Origin of the sequence: Burkholderia ubonensis, assembly GCF_001718695.1 — a bacterium.
Classification (GTDB): Bacteria; Pseudomonadota; Gammaproteobacteria; order Burkholderiales; family Burkholderiaceae; genus Burkholderia; species Burkholderia ubonensis_B.
Window position 1 is genome coordinate 1,554,311 of sequence record NZ_CP013422.1, and the last position, 15,629, is coordinate 1,569,939.

General features: G+C 68.6%; 11 protein-coding genes and 1 pseudogene. 5 read left to right on the top strand and 7 right to left on the bottom strand.

Annotated features, from left to right (window positions below; genetic code table 11):
* Nucleotides 1–246 precede the first annotated feature (246 nt).
* Nucleotides 247–1,080 (bottom strand): helix-turn-helix transcriptional regulator, encoded by an 834-nt coding sequence (locus tag WJ35_RS26520; protein WP_069240646.1) that lies wholly within the window; start codon nucleotides 1,078–1,080, stop codon nucleotides 247–249.
* A gap of 288 nt (nucleotides 1,081–1,368) precedes the next feature.
* Between WJ35_RS26520 and WJ35_RS26525 the strand changes: the two genes are divergently transcribed.
* Nucleotides 1,369–2,274 carry a helix-turn-helix transcriptional regulator gene (locus WJ35_RS26525; RefSeq protein WP_060233667.1) on the top strand — a complete coding sequence of 302 codons (906 nt, stop codon included), beginning with the start codon at nucleotides 1,369–1,371 and terminating at the stop codon, nucleotides 2,272–2,274.
* 13 nt (nucleotides 2,275–2,287) lie between these two features.
* Here the strand turns inward: WJ35_RS26525 and WJ35_RS26530 are convergent, their stop codons facing one another.
* Together WJ35_RS26530 and WJ35_RS31945 are read right to left on the bottom strand one after the other, a co-directional pair.
* Nucleotides 2,288–3,934 (bottom strand): NRAMP family divalent metal transporter, encoded by a 1,647-nt coding sequence (locus tag WJ35_RS26530; protein ID WP_060233440.1) that lies wholly within the window; start codon nucleotides 3,932–3,934, stop codon nucleotides 2,288–2,290.
* Between the two features lie 103 nt (nucleotides 3,935–4,037).
* Nucleotides 4,038–4,175, bottom strand: a complete 138-nt coding sequence (locus WJ35_RS31945; protein ID WP_014725409.1) for a hypothetical protein — start codon at nucleotides 4,173–4,175, stop codon at nucleotides 4,038–4,040.
* 1,201 nt (nucleotides 4,176–5,376) lie between these two features.
* Between WJ35_RS31945 and WJ35_RS32690 the strand changes: the two genes are divergently transcribed.
* Nucleotides 5,377–5,523 carry a hypothetical protein gene (locus WJ35_RS32690; protein WP_335645772.1) on the top strand — a complete coding sequence of 49 codons (147 nt, stop codon included), beginning with the start codon at nucleotides 5,377–5,379 and terminating at the stop codon, nucleotides 5,521–5,523.
* 87 nt (nucleotides 5,524–5,610) lie between these two features.
* Nucleotides 5,611–7,092, top strand: a complete 1,482-nt coding sequence (locus tag WJ35_RS26540) for a carbohydrate porin (RefSeq protein ID WP_069240376.1) — start codon at nucleotides 5,611–5,613, stop codon at nucleotides 7,090–7,092.
* Nucleotides 7,093–7,151: 59 nt separating this feature from the next.
* On the opposite strand, the gene treA is transcribed toward WJ35_RS26540, so the two are convergent.
* Nucleotides 7,152–8,855, bottom strand: a complete 1,704-nt coding sequence (treA, locus tag WJ35_RS26545) for an alpha,alpha-trehalase TreA (protein ID WP_069240377.1) — start codon at nucleotides 8,853–8,855, stop codon at nucleotides 7,152–7,154.
* Nucleotides 8,856–9,164: 309 nt separating this feature from the next.
* Here treA and WJ35_RS26550 point away from each other — a divergent pair, with 309 nt between their 5' ends.
* Together WJ35_RS26550 and WJ35_RS26555 are read left to right on the top strand one after the other, a co-directional pair.
* Complete coding sequence (locus WJ35_RS26550) at nucleotides 9,165–10,553, top strand: MFS transporter (RefSeq protein WP_029226696.1); 1,389 nt, start codon at nucleotides 9,165–9,167, stop codon at nucleotides 10,551–10,553.
* A 357-nt stretch (nucleotides 10,554–10,910) separates the two neighbouring features.
* The gene (locus WJ35_RS26555) at nucleotides 10,911–12,122 is read left to right on the top strand and encodes a winged helix-turn-helix domain-containing protein (protein ID WP_060233432.1); all 1,212 of its coding nucleotides are present in this window, start codon (nucleotides 10,911–10,913) and stop codon (nucleotides 12,120–12,122) included.
* A 53-nt stretch (nucleotides 12,123–12,175) separates the two neighbouring features.
* Here the strand turns inward: WJ35_RS26555 and WJ35_RS26560 are convergent.
* The 3 genes and pseudogenes from WJ35_RS26560 to WJ35_RS26570 form a co-directional block, all read right to left on the bottom strand.
* Nucleotides 12,176–13,236 (bottom strand): annotated as a pseudogene (locus tag WJ35_RS26560) (alpha/beta fold hydrolase).
* Between the two features lie 47 nt (nucleotides 13,237–13,283).
* Entirely contained in the window at nucleotides 13,284–14,504 is a 1,221-nt protein-coding gene (locus tag WJ35_RS26565; protein ID WP_069240378.1) for an acetate/propionate family kinase, read from the bottom strand.
* Nucleotides 14,501–15,472, bottom strand: coding sequence for a phosphate acetyltransferase (locus tag WJ35_RS26570; RefSeq protein WP_060233426.1), 972 nt, complete (start codon nucleotides 15,470–15,472; stop codon nucleotides 14,501–14,503). Before WJ35_RS26570 ends, WJ35_RS26565 begins: the two co-directional genes overlap by 4 nt.
* Between the last annotated feature and the right edge of the window lie 157 nt (nucleotides 15,473–15,629).

Below are 15,629 nucleotides of genomic sequence, written 5' to 3' on the forward strand. Positions count from 1 at the left end.
GTGTCGTCGTCCTGTCGTTGTGGCCGCGCGGCGCGGGCCGTCATGCCCCGTGCAGTGCGGACCGTTGAATGGGACGAGTGTAGCGACGCGCAACCGCGCAAAAACGGGCGCGCCTCGTAGCGTTCCGGCGGTTTTCCGGCAGCCGCCGAAACGGACTACGAAACCCGATGACGGCCGTCGCGGCGCGCGGCCGGAACCGCTCCCATCGCGCGGCGGGCGCCGCGCGGGCTTCCCATGACCTCAGGCTCAGGACTCCAGACGACGTCCGGCGAGATACGCGAGCTGCGCGCGGTTCTGTACGTTGAACAGCCGCTCGAGCGAACGGATGTGATGGCCGACCTTGTGCAGCGACGTGCGCAGCGCGCTCGCGATCTCCTGGTCCGACAGCCCGTGCACGAGCCGCTCGAGCACCGCCTGCTGCTCCTGGCCGAGCGCGAAGCCGCGTGCGCGCGCGACGCGCGCCTCGAGGAACGGCAGCGCGACGCGGTGCACCGCGAGGCTCACCGACAGCGCGCCGCCGATCACGCGATCGTCGATCCAGTCGGTGCCGTGCGTTTCGGACGTCACGTTGACCGCGACCCGCAGGTCGAGCCGCGGCGCCGACAGGCTGAAGATCACGCCGCTGTTCATCGCATGCGCGCGCAGATGGCCCGCGAGCGCGGCCACCTTGCGGTCGCCGCCGCGCTGCGCGGCCGCCTCGATGTCATCGAGCCGCCATGCGACCGGAAAGCCGCTCTGGCGCACTTGCGCGAAACGCGGATCGGTTTCGTAGAGCATGCCTTCTATATATGGCTGCATGAAGGTCGCCGGCGCGAGATCGCGCAGCACATGCGCGCACAGCATGCGCCGCCCGATCATTTCGTATGCGCCATAACCGAGCGTGCTGAAACCGATCTGTCGCAAGCGCGCATGGCATTGCGCGAAATCGAATGCGCCCGGGTCGGATTTACCGGCAGCGGATTGAACGACGGTAAAAACCTCCCGGTTCGCCGCCTGCAATTCGGCCGAACCGGCGAAGGCGGCCGCCAGGTCGGCCTGCGAGAACCACTCGACGAGTGGCGTTCCGTCAGCATTGGTCATGAAGAGCCCGCCCATTTTCTCAATGTTGTGAATCCAGCAGCCCCGTCACGACTTGGTCTTTTCTTTATGGTTTCGTTACGATCCGTCTTCGCGCCTCTGCATGAAATATTCGACGCGATTAGTATTACGGGATATTACGCGCACACCGGCATTTTTGTACAATGCCCCCGCGCTGAATCGGGATGTCGATCGGCGCCCATGAACAACAATGCTTCGATCGCAATGCCGCGACCGGCCATTCACGATGCGGCCGCCGCGGCGGTGCGCGTCGGTTCCGAGGGATGGCTCATGTCCGATATTGCCTTGCATCAAGAAGCTGTCGCCCCAGAATTTCCATTGCCGTCAGGCGACCTGGCGTGCCGCGACGGCGCGCAGCGCCCCCGCCCGGTGCAGGTCGTCTGGTGCGACGACGTGAAGCGCGGCGACGTCGAGCAGCCGCACGCGCCGCGGCTCGGCGTCGCGGACACGCTCGCGCACGCGCAGAGCACCGCCGAGCGCAATCGCATCGTGACGAGCCTGCTGCACCTGACCGGCTTCTCGACGTTCGCGTACTTCGCGCTGGAATTCGCGCACGAGCGCGTCGAAAGCCTCTACCTTCACGAAGCGTTCACGCCCGCGACCTATCGCGGCGACTACGTGCGGCACAGCCATCACGACGTCGATCCGCGCACGCTCGGCGCGCGCGTCTGCAACATGCCGATCGTGTGGGACCTGCAGCAACTGCGCCGCCAGCACCGGCAACGCGTCGACGGCGCGAGCGTGCCGTCCGGCGCGCTCGACGGTTTCCTGCAGACGATGCAGGACGACGGGATGTGCAGCGGGATCATGTATTCGATGGCCGTGCCCGGCACGCGGCTGCATGCGTTCATGAGCTTCACCGCGCCGCGCCGCACGCGCGAATGGATCACGCCGGCGACGGTCGAGCAGGCGCTGTCGATCGGGCTGTCGGTGCACAAGTTCGCATCGCCGCAGTTGATCGCGACGTCGCGCGAACGCACGGTCAACGGCCTCACGCCGTTCGAGCAGGAACTGCTGATCGGCATCGCCGAAGGCGCGTCGGACAAGGAGATCGGCCGGCGCCTCGACACCAGCGCGCACAACGTCGACTATCACTTGCGCAAGCTGCGCAAGCGCTTCGGCGTCGCGAACCGGATCCAGCTCACCTACCTGACGTCGAAGCTCGAACTGATCTGAGCCGGATGCGGCGTTACCTGAGCAGCATCATCTGCACGACCTTGACGATCACGAGGCCGACCGCGATCACGAGGTAGCCGCGCAGCACGCCCATCCAGATCCGCGTCGACAGCGTCATCACCTGCGGCTCGAGCGTGTCGAGCGGCGGCATGCGCCACGTGTCGCGCAGCGAGCGGTCGACGCCCGGCTCGATCACGCGCTTGTTGCGGCGGATCAGCACCGTCGCGAGGTAGCCGGCGATCGCGAACACGGTGCCGCCCACCAGCACGTCGACGATCGCGTCGCCGCTGATGTCCGGATACATCACCGACGCGGTCAGGATGATCGACAGCAGCACCAGCACCCAGATCACCGCGCTGGTGAAGATGTTGAGCTTCGTCGAGTTGACCCACGGCCCGAGCACCTGCCTGTCGTTGCAGAGCAGCAGCAGGAACACGGTCGCGCTCGGCAGCAGCACGCCCGCGAGCGTCTGCACCGCCTCCGTCAGCAGTCCGAGCGGGCTGCCCGGGATCAGCACCAGCGTCGCCGCGGCCGCGACGATGCCGAAGTAGACGAGATAGAAGCCCTTCGCGTCCGACACGTTGCGGTGCAGCGAGTGGCGGATCTTGAACACGTCGCCGATCGCGTACGCGGTCGACAGCGACACCGCCGCCGCGCCGATGATGCACGCATCGAGCAGCGCGACCGCGAACAGCGTCGCGCTCGTGCGGCCGGCATACTTCTCGAGGCCGGCGATGACGCCGCCCGCGTCGGTGAAGTTGCCGAACTCCGGATGCCCGCCGAACAGCGCGGCGCTGAAGCCGATCATCGCGACCGCGCCGATCAGCACGAACACGATGCCGATCCACAGGTCGGCCTTCTCGTACTTCATGAAGCGCGGCGTGATGCGCTTGTCGATCACGTAGCTCTGCTGGAAGAACAACTGCCACGGCGCGACCGTCGTGCCGACGACGCCGATCACGAGCAGCATCACGTCGGACAGCTTCGCGTGCGCGGGCCAGGCCGGCACGAAGAGGTCGCGCGACATCTGCGCGACCGGCGGATGGATCGTCACGAGCACCGGCACGAGCAGCAGGCTCATCACGCACAGCACCACCGCGAAGCGCTCGAAGCGCCTGAAATCGCCGGTGCTGACCGCCGCCATCGTCAGCGCGGCGGCCACGCACACGCCGGCGACCTTCGGCAGCCCGAAGAAGTCGAGCACGAACGTGATGCCGATGAATTCGGTGACGATCGTCAGCGCGTTGAGCAGGAACAGGTCGATCACGCTGAACGCGCCCCAGAACTTGCCGAAGCGCTCGAAGATCAGCCGCGCATGGCCGACGCCCGTCACCGCGCCGAGCCGCAGCACCATTTCCTGGTTCACGTACAGCACGGGCACGAGCAGCAGCAGCGTCCACAGCAGCGTCGTGCCGTAGTTCTGCCCGGCCTGGGTATAGGTGCCGAATGCGCCCGCGTCGTTGTCGCCGACCATCACGATCAGGCCCGGCCCGATGATCGCGAGCAGCGTGCGCAGGCGCGCCCGCCACGTGCCCCGCGGCGCGGTGTCGTGATGCGCGATCGTCCCGAACGCGCCGCGGATGTCGCCCAGATGGGCGTCGTCGAGCACGGCGCCGCGCTCGACGGCGATCGGTGGAGAAACGTTGGATGGCGTGGACATGATGTGTTCCGTACGGCAGATGTGTTTGGCCAAGCGCGTGGCCTTGGCATACGCGCGCGGAGCGGCCGCCGCGCGCATGCCGAGGCTTGCTCGGTGCTGCGATTCAGTGGAACAGCGACTTCAAGCGGGAGATGAAGCGCGAGAACACCCGCGGGCGGGCGTCGAGTGTCAGCATCGCGTCGTAGTGACGGCGCGATTCCGTGACGTGCGGAAGGTTCGACAGCAGAAGGCCGAAGTTCATGGTCTGGCTCCGTGCGGCGGCAGCGTGCGTGCCGGCCGCGTCATGGGCGCGGGGCCAGTCCGGGGCTGAACGATGCGTCAGGCTAGTCGGCCGGAAAGTCCCTGCGATCCCGGTTCAATTGGGTCGGTGGGTGCAACGGGCATAAGGGACAACTGTCACTGTCGTTCACGGCGGCTCCTGTTCAGTGTTCCGGAAGAACACGGTTGACCGCCGCGCGGCGCGCGGACCGTCGTTCGGGCGCAGGCGAAACGCATGCGCGAACGCGGCCGCGCAACGGGCGGCGGCGAAACCGGAATGCGGATGCGCGAACGCATCACGCCGACCGGCGCGAATCGGGGTGCACGTAGGGAGTTGCTGCGAAATACTGCTGCGCGCACCGTTTGCCTCAGTGACAAACGGCGGCGTGGGAAAGGCGCGGACGTCGGTCGCTCAGGCGGAAAACTCGTTCGAAAGTCGACTACTGCAAGCGTCCAAGGCATTCGCCCCAAGGGTGAAGATGGCGGATTTTATGGACCGCCCGAAACCGAAGTCAACCCCTGGAAACGCCATTTCCCGAAATAATTTTCGCGGCCGCCGACGCTGAAAGATTTGCGCTCGACATCACGCGGCGCAACCTTTCAGCGCGGCGCGGCGCGGCGTTGCGCCGATGCGCGCGAACAACGGTGCAACGCCCGCCGGGGCACGCTTTGACGCGCTGCGTCGCGCCGCCGCCAGGGGCTCGTCAGCGCGCATCGGCGCGCCGCGACCGCAGCTTTCATGCGATTTTTGCTTGCACCGCAGCAAAAATCGCGACTACAATCCGCCGCAATTCAACACAGGAGTCCCTCCGTGGACACATGCCCCAGTTGCAGCTCGATGCCGGTTCAAGCCGGCCAAGCCATCGCGAGATAGCAGCTCAGGCATGTCCTTCGCCGCTAGCTCGCATTCGTCGGGTTTAGCGCGCTTCCTTCCGAACCGGCCATCGCCGGTTCGTCCGTCGCACGCTCCGTCAAGTTTCAAACGCCGATCGCAGGCCGCGTGCCGCGCCCGCGCTCGGTCACGCCGTCCGGCATGCGCCGGTGCGGCCGGAGGCAGCGTCATGGTCGTTCAATCGTTTTCACTCAGACTCAAGCGATGCTTGCAGGCAGGACGCACGCGCTGTGCGCTCCGCAGGCGCTCGCCGCTTGCGCGGGCACGCCGCCACCGGCGCGACGCCGCACGCGTGCAGCTGCGTGCCGCGTGGCGCGCGCTCGATTGCGCGCTGCTCGCCGCGATGGCCGCGGCCGTCGCGCTCGGCGCGCTGCTCTGCTCGAGCGCATCGCGAGTCGGCTTCGCGCAGGTCTGGCGCGTCGGCGGCTGGCTGCCGTAGGGCGTTGCCGCGCGCGCTTCGCGACGCGCGCCGCACTGCAATCCTTCTTCGTCAATCTCACTGATCGGACCGCCACACGGAAATCACATGAAGAACCATCTCGAACCCGTTGCTCGCAAGCCACGCCTGCCGGCGTTCGCCACCTTGCTGCTGTCGCTGGCGTCCGCTCCGGCGCTCGCGCAGGCACTGCCGCCCGCCGCCGCGCCGGAACCGGCTGCCGGCGCGAGCGGCGCCGCTGCCCCCGCGCAGGCCGCCGATGCTGCCGAGCCCACCGGCTTCTGGGAGCGTTCGAACCTGTTCGGCAACCTGGGCGGCCTGCGCGACGTGCTCGGCGATCACGGCGTCACGCTGAACCTGCAGGAAACCAGCGAATACCTGTACAACACGTCGGGCGGCACGGCACGCGGCGGCGCATACCAGGGCCTCACGCAGTTCGGCCTGAACGTCGACACGGCCAAGGCGATCGGCCTGCCGGGCGGCACGTTCAACGTGTCCGGGCTGCAGATCCACGGCACCAACCTCACGCAGCGCAACCTGCAGACGCTGCAGACCGCGACCGGCATCGAAGCGAACTCGACCACCCGCCTGTGGGAGCTGTGGTACCAGCAAGCGTTCCTCGACGGCAAGGCTGACGTGAAGATCGGCCAGCAAAGTCTCGATCAGGAATTCATGGTGAGCCAATACGCGACGTCGTTCATGAACGCGACGTTCGGCTGGCCGGTGCTGCCGGCGGTGGACCTGCCCGCGGGCGGCCCCGCCTATCCGCTGTCGTCGCTCGGCGTGCGGCTGCGCGTGAAGCCGTCCGACGCATGGACCGTGCTGGGCGGCGTGTTCGACGGCAACCCGGCCGGCCGTTTCGGCGGCGATGCGCAACAGCTCAACGCGCACGGCACCAACTTCAACCTGCGCAGCGGCGCGCTGCTGATCGGCGAGGTGCAGTACGCGCTCAACGCTCCGCCGGCCGACCCGAAGGCGCCGCAGCCTGCCGGCCTGCCGGGCGCCTACAAGCTCGGCGTCTGGTACCAGACGCAGCATTTCGACGACCTGCGCACCGGCACGGACGGCCTGTCGCTCGCGAATCCGGCAAGCAACGGCATCCCGGCGAGCCATCACGGCAACTACGGGTTCTATGCGGTCGCGGACCAGATGGTGTGGCGCCAGGCGCCGGACAGCCCGCGCTCGGTCGGCGTGTTCGCGCGCGTGATGGGCGCGCCGGGCGACCGCAATGTCGTCGATCTCGCGCTCAACGCAGGCGTCACGCTGAAGGCGCCGTTCGCGGGCCGCGACAACGACGTCGCCGGTCTCGCGGTCGGCTACGCGAAGGTCGGCTCGCACGCGCGCGCGCTCGACGGCGACACCGGCGTGTACACGACGCCCGGCTATCCGGTGCGCCGCGCGGAGACGGTCGTCGAAGCAACCTACCAGTACCAGGTCACGCCGTGGTGGCAATTGCAGGCGGACCTGCAGCACTTCTTCCGTCCGTCGGGCGGCATCCCGAACCCGAACGCGGCGGGCGCGCGCATCGGCGACGAGACGGTCGTCGGCGTGCGCACGACGATCACGTTCTGATGCCAGGTGTCCCGGCGGCGAGCACGCCGCCGGGCCTCTGTCCGCTCACGGCGAGCGCGTCACTCGCCATACAACCCGAGCAGCTTCAGCGTGACGCCGTTGGTCCAGCCGAAGCCATCCTGCAGCGGATATTCGCCGCCGCCCCCACCGCCCGCGCCGGCGCCCTCGACCACATACTTCTCGACGAGCTTGCCCTCGGTCGCATACACGTGCTTCACGCTCGCCAGGAAGCGCGTGCCGATTTCCTTCGCGAGTGCGGGCTCGCCGTAGCGGCGCAGCCCGTCGACCGCGATCCACTGCAGCGGCGCCCAGCCGTTCGGCGCATCCCACTGCTGGCCGGTGGTCACAGTCGTCGTTGCGAGACCGCCGGGCTGCAGCAGCGTCTTGCGCACCTCGCGGGCCGTCGCCTTCGCGCGCTCCGGCCACGCGACGCCCGCGAACAGCGGATACAGCGCAGCCGCGCTGACCGCATCGCGCGGCTGGCGCAGCTGCCAGTCGTAGTCGCCGTAATAGCCGCGGCGGTTCCACAGGTAATGATTGATCGCCTTCGCACGCTGCTCCGCGCGCGCGGCGAAATCGGCGACGCACGCGACGTCGCGCGCGAGCGTGCAGCCCTTCACGATCGTCGTCTCGAGATGGAACATCAGGCTGTTCAGGTCGACGGGCACGATCGACGTCGTGCGGATCGTCGCGAGCGTCTTGCCGTCGCCGAACCAGCGCGAGCTGTAGTCCCAGCCGCTTTCGGCACCCGCGCGCAGGTCGCGCCACACCTGGTTCGCCGGGCGGCCGGACGCCGCCTGCGCGGTCTTCACGTCCTCCAGATACGACTCGTCGCGCGGCGTGTCGCTCGCATCCCAGTAGCGGTTCAGGATCGCGCCGTCGGGCATCGCGACCACGTGGCGCGTCGCGCCGCCGCGCGGCGTCGTGCGCTCGCCCTGCATCCAGTACGCATGCTCGCTGCGCAGCGCGGGCAGGTACTTCTGGTAGACCTTGTCGCCTTCCGCCTGCGCGGCGAGCGTCACCATGTACGCGAAGAACGGCGGCTGCGAACGGCTCGCGTAATACGTGCGGTTGCCGTTCGGCACGTGGCCCATCGTATCGATCAGGTGAGCGAAATTGTCGAGCATCGCGTCGACGAGATCCTCGCGGCCGGACACCTGCAGGCCGAGCATCGTGAAATAGGTGTCCCAGTAATAGCCTTCCCGGAACCGCCCGCCTGGCACCACGTACGGCTTCGGCAGCGGAATCAGCGAGCTGTACGGCGGGACCGTCGCGCTCGTGCGCGTGAGCTTCGGCCACAGCCAGTCGATGCGCTCGCGCAGCGTCTGGTTCGGCGGCGGCGTGACGCCCGCGTCGACGGGCGGCGTGAAATGCTGGTCGGCGAACGCCTTCAGCGAAAAGCCCGGCTGCGATTGCTGCTGCTGATACAAGCGGACGATCGTCGCGGGATCGGTGTCCGGCGTCGCGTCGACGAAGGTCTTCTGGTCGGGATAGAGCTGCGCGGTCTGCACCGCGACGAACAGGTCGCCGTACAGCTGGCTCGGCGGCGGCAGCAGCGCGCCCGCTGCGGCGCTTGCCGGCGCTGCGGCCGTCTGCATCGCGGGCTGGCTCGCCGCGTGGTTCGCATTGTCGGCCTGTGCGGCGCAGCCGGCGACGGCAAGATAAGCGATGGCAAGTACCGCCGCCCAGCGCGGACGCGGCGCGGGCGTGGACGGATGCAGACCGGGATGTGATGCGATCGATGCGGCACGACGTGACGTCATGACGTGTCCCCTCCTTGCGATGGTGAGTGGATCGGCACGCGGTCTCGATTCGCGCGGTGCGCCCGATTCGATGGCCGTCGATCGATGCGCATTGTGGTGTTTCGCAGATGTGGGTGGACTGTCGCACGAAACGCGCGACGCGCGCAAGTCGGGGGGGCGCGTCGCCGGGAGCCGAGGCGCCGGCGCAGTCGTCTCTGCTTCGCGACGCCGTAACAGGAACGACTATTGCAACATGCGGAACACGCGCACGGCTGCGTGACGCGATCCCCACAATGTGGGCATAATGGCGCCTTTACGCGCGCCCCGCCCATGTCGCCCGTCTTTCTTGCACCGCTCATCGTTGCCTGTGCGTTGTTCATGGAAAGCGTCGACGGGAACATCATCGTCACGGCCCTGCCCGCGATGGCGCGCGACTTCGGGCACAGCCCCGTCACGCTGAACATCGCGATCACCGCGTACGTCGTCGGGCTCGGCGTGTTCATCCCGATCTGCGGCTGGCTCGCCGACCGCTTCAGCGCACGCGCGGTGTTCCGCACCGCGATCGGCATCTTCGTCGTCGGCTCGCTGCTGTGCGCCGCATCCAATTCCCTCGGCCTGCTGACGTTCGCGCGCTTCGTGCAAGGCGTCGGCGGCGCGATGATGGTGCCCGTCGGGCGCATCATCATCTTCCGCGCGGTGCCGCGCGCGGATCTCGTGCGCGCGATGAACTATCTCGCGATCCCCGCGCTGTTCGGCCCGACCGTCGGGCCGCTCGTCGGCGGCTTCATCACGACGTACCTGCACTGGCGGATGATCTTCTTCATCAACGTGCCGATCGGCCTGTACGGCATCTATCTCGCGAGCAAGCACATCGCGAACACGCACGAGCCCGACCCGGGCCCGCTCGACTGGTTCGGCTTCCTGCTGTCGGCGAGCGGCGCCGCGCTGCTGCTGATGGGGCTCACGCTGATCGACGGCGCGCTGACCTCGCGCGGCAACGCGCTGGCGATGTGCGGCGCGGGTGCCGTGCTGCTCGCGCTCTACGTGCCGTACGCGCGCCGCAAGGAGCGGCCGGTGCTCGACCTGACGTTCCTGCGCATCCCGACCTATCACGCGAGCGTCGTCGGCGGCTCGCTGTTCCGCATCGGCCTCGGCGCGGTGCCGTTCCTGCTGCCGCTCGCGCTGCAGGAAGGCCTCGGCATGTCCGCGTTCCACTCGGGGCTGATCACCTGCGCTTCGGCGCTCGGCGGCGCAATGAGCCGCTCGACGGCCACCCGCACGCTGCGCCGCTTCGGCTTTCGCACGGTGCTGATCTACAACGCGGCGTTCGCGGGGCTCGCGATCGCCGCCTACGGCGTGTTCCATCCCGGCATGCCGACCTGGGCGATCTGGCTGATCGTGCTGGTCGGCGGGATCTTCCCCGCGCTGCAGTTCACGAGCCTCAACTCGATGATCTACGCGGACATCTCACCGCGCGACGCGGGCCGCGCGACGAGCCTCGGCAGCGTCGTCCAGCAGATGTCGCTCGGCCTGGGCGTCACCGTCGCGGGGCTCGTGCTGCATCTGTCGCATTGGGCGCAGGGGCACAAGACGATGGTCTGGTCCGACTTCTGGCCGGCGTTCGTCGTGGTCGGGCTGTGCTCGTTCGCGTCGATCCCGATCACGCGCAGGCTGCCCCTGAACGCCGGCGACGAAGTCGCGCGCGGCAGGCGCCAGTAGGAACAACGGTCGGGAATCGGCGGAAGAACGCAGCGGCACCGCCGCGGCACAGAAAAATCAGCGGACATCCACACGGGGCCGGTGCACAGCCGCATGGATGTCCGCTCAGGGCTACGGAGCGCTTAATGGGGGCAAGCACTCCGGATTCGCTTCCTGCGTGCCATGGACATATGTGCGTCGGAAGCAGAATCGGCGCGCACACTGCAGCGCGCTCTGGAATGCACTATAAGGAATCTTCGGCCACGCATCTGTCAACGATTGTCAGATGCGTTGCAGATACGTTGCAGGCGCGCGTCGAGCGCGCCCGCCGCTTTCGCGCTAAAGTGGTGCCCGACCGCCAACTTCCCCGCCCCTCCGATGCTTACGCTCTCGCCCGCCGCCGCCCGCGCGCTGCATCTCGCCGCGCAGGGCCTGCTGACGCCGCCGCGCCGCAAGGCGACCAAGGCCGACGTGCTCGACACGATCCGCCGCATGGCGCAGCTGCAGATCGACACGATTCACGTCGTCGCGCGCAGCCCGTACCTCGTGCTGTACAGCCGGCTCGGCGCGTATGCGCCGCAATGGCTCGACGAGCACCTCGCCGACGCGCAGCTGTTCGAATACTGGTCGCACGAGGCGTGCTTCCTGCCGATCGAGCAGTTCGGCCTGATGCGCTACAAGATGCTCGATCCGTCGGGGATGGGATGGAAATACGCGGCCGACTGGCATGCTCGCCACCGCGCCGACATCGACCGGCTGCTCACGCGGATTCACGCGGACGGCCCGGTGCGCTCGGCGGACTTCGTGCGCGAGGACGGCGTGAAGGGCAACGGCTGGTGGGACCGCAAGCCGGAGAAGCGTCACCTGGAAGTGCTGTTCACGACCGGCGAGCTGATGGTGGCCGAGCGCCGCAACTTCCAGCGCGTGTACGACGTGCGCGAGCGGGTCCTGCCCGGCTGGGACGACGCGCGCGACCTGCCGCCGCGCGAAGCCGTGCTGCCGGCGCTGCTCGACCACACGTGCCGCGCGCTCGGCATCGTGCGCGCCGACTGGGTCGCCGACTACTACCGGCTGCCGCGCCGTTCGTACCGCGCGGAACTCGACGCGCTCGCCGACGCGGGCGAACTGATCCCGGTCGCCGTCGACGGCTGGAAGGAGCCGGCGTACGCGCACCATTCGCTGAACGCGCTATTGCCGGCCGCCGCGGCCGACACGCTGCGCTCGACCGTCACGACGCTGCTGTCGCCGTTCGACCCGGTGGTGTGGGACCGGCGGCGCGCGTCCGCGCTGTTCGATTTCGACTACACGATCGAGTGCTATACGCCCGCGCACAAGCGGCGCTACGGCTATTTCTGCCTGCCGGTGCTGCATCGCGGCCGCCTGGTCGGCCGGATCGACGCGAAGGCGCATCGCGCGCAACAGGTGTTCGAGCTCAAGACCGTGCACATCGAGCCGGGCGTGCGAATCGGCTCGGGGCTGGCGAGCGACGTGGCGAAGGCGGTGACGAAACTCGCGGCCTGGCACGGCACGCCGGACGTCCGGGTCGGCCGCGCGCCGCCGGAACTGGCGCGCGCGCTGGCGGGCGGCTGACGCGCGGCCGCGTCGCTGCAACGTCCGTTTCTCCGCTGCAACGACGATTTACCCTAGGCCTGCGCCGCGATCCACGCGGCGATGTCCGGCCATGCGTCCTTCAGCGTGCGCGAGCCCATGAAGAGGCCGATGTGCCCGCCGGGCACGAGCCGGCTCGTCACCTGCGCCGCGGGCGTGCCGAGATACTTGACACCGCATCGAACACCTGCTCCGGCGTCGTGATGTCGTCGGCTTCGCCGGCGAGCAGGTAGACGGGACAGGTCACGTCCTTCAGGTTCAGCGTGCGGCCGAGCGCGACGAACGTGCCCTTCGCGAGCCGGTTCTCCTTGAAGAGCTGCACGATCGCCTGCAGGTACCAGCGCCCGGGCAGGTCGATCGGGCTTTCGTACCAGCTCGCGAACGCCTCCTGCTTGCGCAGGTAGTCCGGATCGTCGAGATGCTCGTACAGGTCGACGTGCTCGGCCAGGTAGTGCTGGTCCGGATGCATGTTCTTCCAGCCGCGCAGCATGAAGCGCCCGCGCATCAGCCCGCCGCCCAATTCCACCAGCTCCTCGTAGAACGACGTCGGATACGTGTGCACCATCTGCCGGATCGGGCCGTTGCCCGCGTCGGTGTCGATCGGCGAACCCGCGAGCACGAGGCTCGCGACCTTGTGCGGAAAGCGCGCCGCGTACATCGCCGCCATCCAGCCGCCCTGGCACAGCCCGACGAAGTTGACGCGGCCACCGAGCTCGTCGACGCAGACGTTCAGCTCCGCCAGGTACTGGTCGATCTCGAGATCCTTCATGTCCTCGGTCGCCGATCGCCAGTCGGTCAGGTACAGGCGGCTCACGCCCTGCTCGCGCAGCGTCTGCATCAGGCTCTGGCCCGGCTGGTAGTCGGCGATCATCGCGCTGTGCCCGGCATACGGCGCATCGACGATCGTCGGCAACCCGCGCGCCGCGCCGTCCGAATAGTCGCGAAAGATCATTGTGCGCAGTTCGAGCAGCGGCCGGTTCTCCGTGGCGAGCGCCGGACGTTGGCCGAAGTGCAGCTTCTCCTCCTCCGCGACGAATCGCAGATTGCGGGCAGTGAGTTCGGAGCCGGCTTCGAACAGCGTGGCGGCGGCAGCCATCGGCCAGAAGATCGGCAGCGACGCCGTCGCGGGTCGGTGAGTGGATTTCATCGGGATAGTGAGGCGCTCGAGGTCGAAGGAGAAAATACCGCGCCGTCCAGCAGGCCGCGCGTGTGCCGCGCGATTATCAGGTTCTCGTCGGTCGGGATCACGCGCACCGTCACGCGCGATGCGCCGCCCGAGATCACCGGCCGGTTGGCGGCGTTCGCGGCGGCGTCGAGCTCGATGCCGAGCCAGCCCGCCGCGCGGCAGATGCGCTCGCGCACCGCGGGCGCGTTCTCGCCGATGCCGGCGGTGAAGACCAGCGTATCGAGGCCGCCCAGCACGCCGGCCAGCGCCGCGAGCTCGCGCGCCGCGCGATACGCGAACAGGTCGACCGCATGCGCGGCCGACGCCGAGTCGCTCGCGAGCAGCGTGCGCATGTCGCTCGACAGGCCCGACACGCCGAGCAGGCCGGATTCCTCGTAGATCAGGCGTTCGACCTCGTCGATCGTGCGTCCGTCGTGGCGCAGCAGATACAGGATCGCGCCCGGGTCCAGCGCGCCCGTGCGCGTGCCCATCGGCAGCCCGTCGACCGCGGTGAACCCCATCGTCGTCGCGACGCTGCGGCCCTCCGCGAGCGCGCACAGGCTCGCGCCGTTGCCCAGATGCGCGACGATCGTGCGGCGCTGCGTCCACGACGCATCGAGCGCGGTGAGCGCCGTCGCGATGTATTCGTACGACAGCCCGTGAAACCCGTAGCGCATGATGCCCTGCTCCGTCAGCACGCGCGGCAGCGCGAATTCGCGTTCGAGCGCCGGCAGCGTGTGATGGAACGCCGTGTCGAAGCACGCCACCTGCGGCAGGTCCGGCGCGAGCGCGCTCACCGCGCGGATCGCATCGACGTGATGTGGCTGGTGCAGCGGCGCGAGCGGCGACAGCGACGCGATCTTCGCGAGCACGTCGTCGTCGATCCGCACCGGCGCGGCAAAATACCGGCCGCCGTGCACGACCCGGTGCCCGACGCCGTCGAACGCCGCGTCGTCGCCGACATGGCGCGCGAACCATTCATGCAGCGCGTCGATCGCGCCGTGGTGGCCCGTGCGCGCGACCGGGTGATCGGCCAGCGTCGCGCCGCGCGCGTCCTTCACGACGAGGTGCGGCGCATCGTGCAGGCTGTCGACCTGGCCGTGGACGCCCGCGCCGAGCGAGCGGTCGTCCAGCGTGTCGTAGACGGAGAACTTGAGGCTCGACGAGCCGGCATTCAGCACGAGAACCGGATGTTTCATCGCGATGCCCCATCGATGCCGGCGCGGCCGGCCGACGCGCGCGTCGCGTGCGCGTAGAGCGCCGCGACCGCGCAGCTCGCCATCCGCGTGCGCTCGTTGTCGGCGCGGCTCGTCAGGATGACCGGCACGCGCGCGCCGAGCACGATGCCGGCCGCATCGGCGTTCGCGAGGAACGTCAGCTCCTTCGCGAGCATGTTGCCGGCTTCGAGATCGGGCGCGAGCAGGATGTCCGCATCGCCCGCGACGGTCGAGCCGAGATGCTTGAGCCGCGCGGCTTCCAGGTTGATCGCGTTGTCGAGCGCGAGCGGGCCGTCGAGCGCCGCGCCCGTGATCTGGCCGCGCTCGGCCATCTTGCACAGCGCCGCGGCGTCGATCGTCGACGGCAGCTTCGACGTGACCGTCTCGACCGCCGACAGGATCGCGACCTTCGGCCGGTCGACGCCGAGCACGCGCGCGAGATCGATCGCGTTCTGCGCGATTTCGGCCTTCTGCTCGAGCGTCGGACGGATGTTGACCGCCGCATCGGTGATGAACAGCGGCTTCGGATAAGTCGGCACGTCCATGATGAACACGTGGCTGAGACGGCGCTCGGTGCGCAGGCCGGCGCCGTCGCGCACGACCTCGGCGAGCAGCTCGTCGGTGTGCAGGCTGCCCTTCATCAGCGCGTCGGCTTCACCCGTGCGCACCAGCTCGACCGCGCGCGCCGCCGCCGCGTGGCTGTGCGGCGCATCGACGAGCCGGAAGCCGGACAGGCCGATGCCGAGCGACGCGGCGAGCGCCGTGATGCGCGCCTCGGGGCCGACGAGCACGGGCTCGATGATGCCGGCGCGGGCGGCATCGACGGCCGCGCGCAGAGAAACGTCGTCGCACGGATGCGCGACCGCGACCTTGACCGGGGGAAGCGCACGGCAACGCGCGATCAGCGCGTCGTATTTCTGGTGCAGGCGGGAATCGACGGAATCGGACATCGGGCAAGGCTCCCTTGTCATGTGGGCGGGAAACGTGCTGCATGCTGCAACGCATTCTTGTGCGAATTCCGCGACGGTTGTTTGACATTGGTCAGATATGTCAGGAGAAGTCCCGATAGCATCGATTCGTCCGCGACGGCATGCGCACCGCAACCGC

Bases quoted from the DNA above. Each gene is read 5' to 3' on its own strand.
- WJ35_RS26520 (WP_069240646.1), bottom strand. From the start codon at position 1,080: ATGACCAATGCTGACGGAACGCCACTCGTCGAGTGGTTCTCGCAGGCC.
- WJ35_RS26525 (WP_060233667.1), top strand. From the start codon at position 1,369: ATGTCCGATATTGCCTTGCATCAAGAAGCTGTCGCCCCAGAATTTCCA.
- WJ35_RS26530 (WP_060233440.1), bottom strand. From the start codon at position 3,934: ATGTCCACGCCATCCAACGTTTCTCCACCGATCGCCGTCGAGCGCGGC.
- WJ35_RS31945 (WP_014725409.1), bottom strand. From the start codon at position 4,175: ATGAACTTCGGCCTTCTGCTGTCGAACCTTCCGCACGTCACGGAATCG.
- WJ35_RS26540 (WP_069240376.1), top strand. From the start codon at position 5,611: ATGAAGAACCATCTCGAACCCGTTGCTCGCAAGCCACGCCTGCCGGCG.
- treA (WP_069240377.1), bottom strand. From the start codon at position 8,855: ATGACGTCACGTCGTGCCGCATCGATCGCATCACATCCCGGTCTGCAT.
- WJ35_RS26550 (WP_029226696.1), top strand. From the start codon at position 9,165: ATGTCGCCCGTCTTTCTTGCACCGCTCATCGTTGCCTGTGCGTTGTTC.
- WJ35_RS26555 (WP_060233432.1), top strand. From the start codon at position 10,911: ATGCTTACGCTCTCGCCCGCCGCCGCCCGCGCGCTGCATCTCGCCGCG.
- WJ35_RS26565 (WP_069240378.1), bottom strand. From the start codon at position 14,504: ATGAAACATCCGGTTCTCGTGCTGAATGCCGGCTCGTCGAGCCTCAAG.
- WJ35_RS26570 (WP_060233426.1), bottom strand. From the start codon at position 15,472: ATGTCCGATTCCGTCGATTCCCGCCTGCACCAGAAATACGACGCGCTG.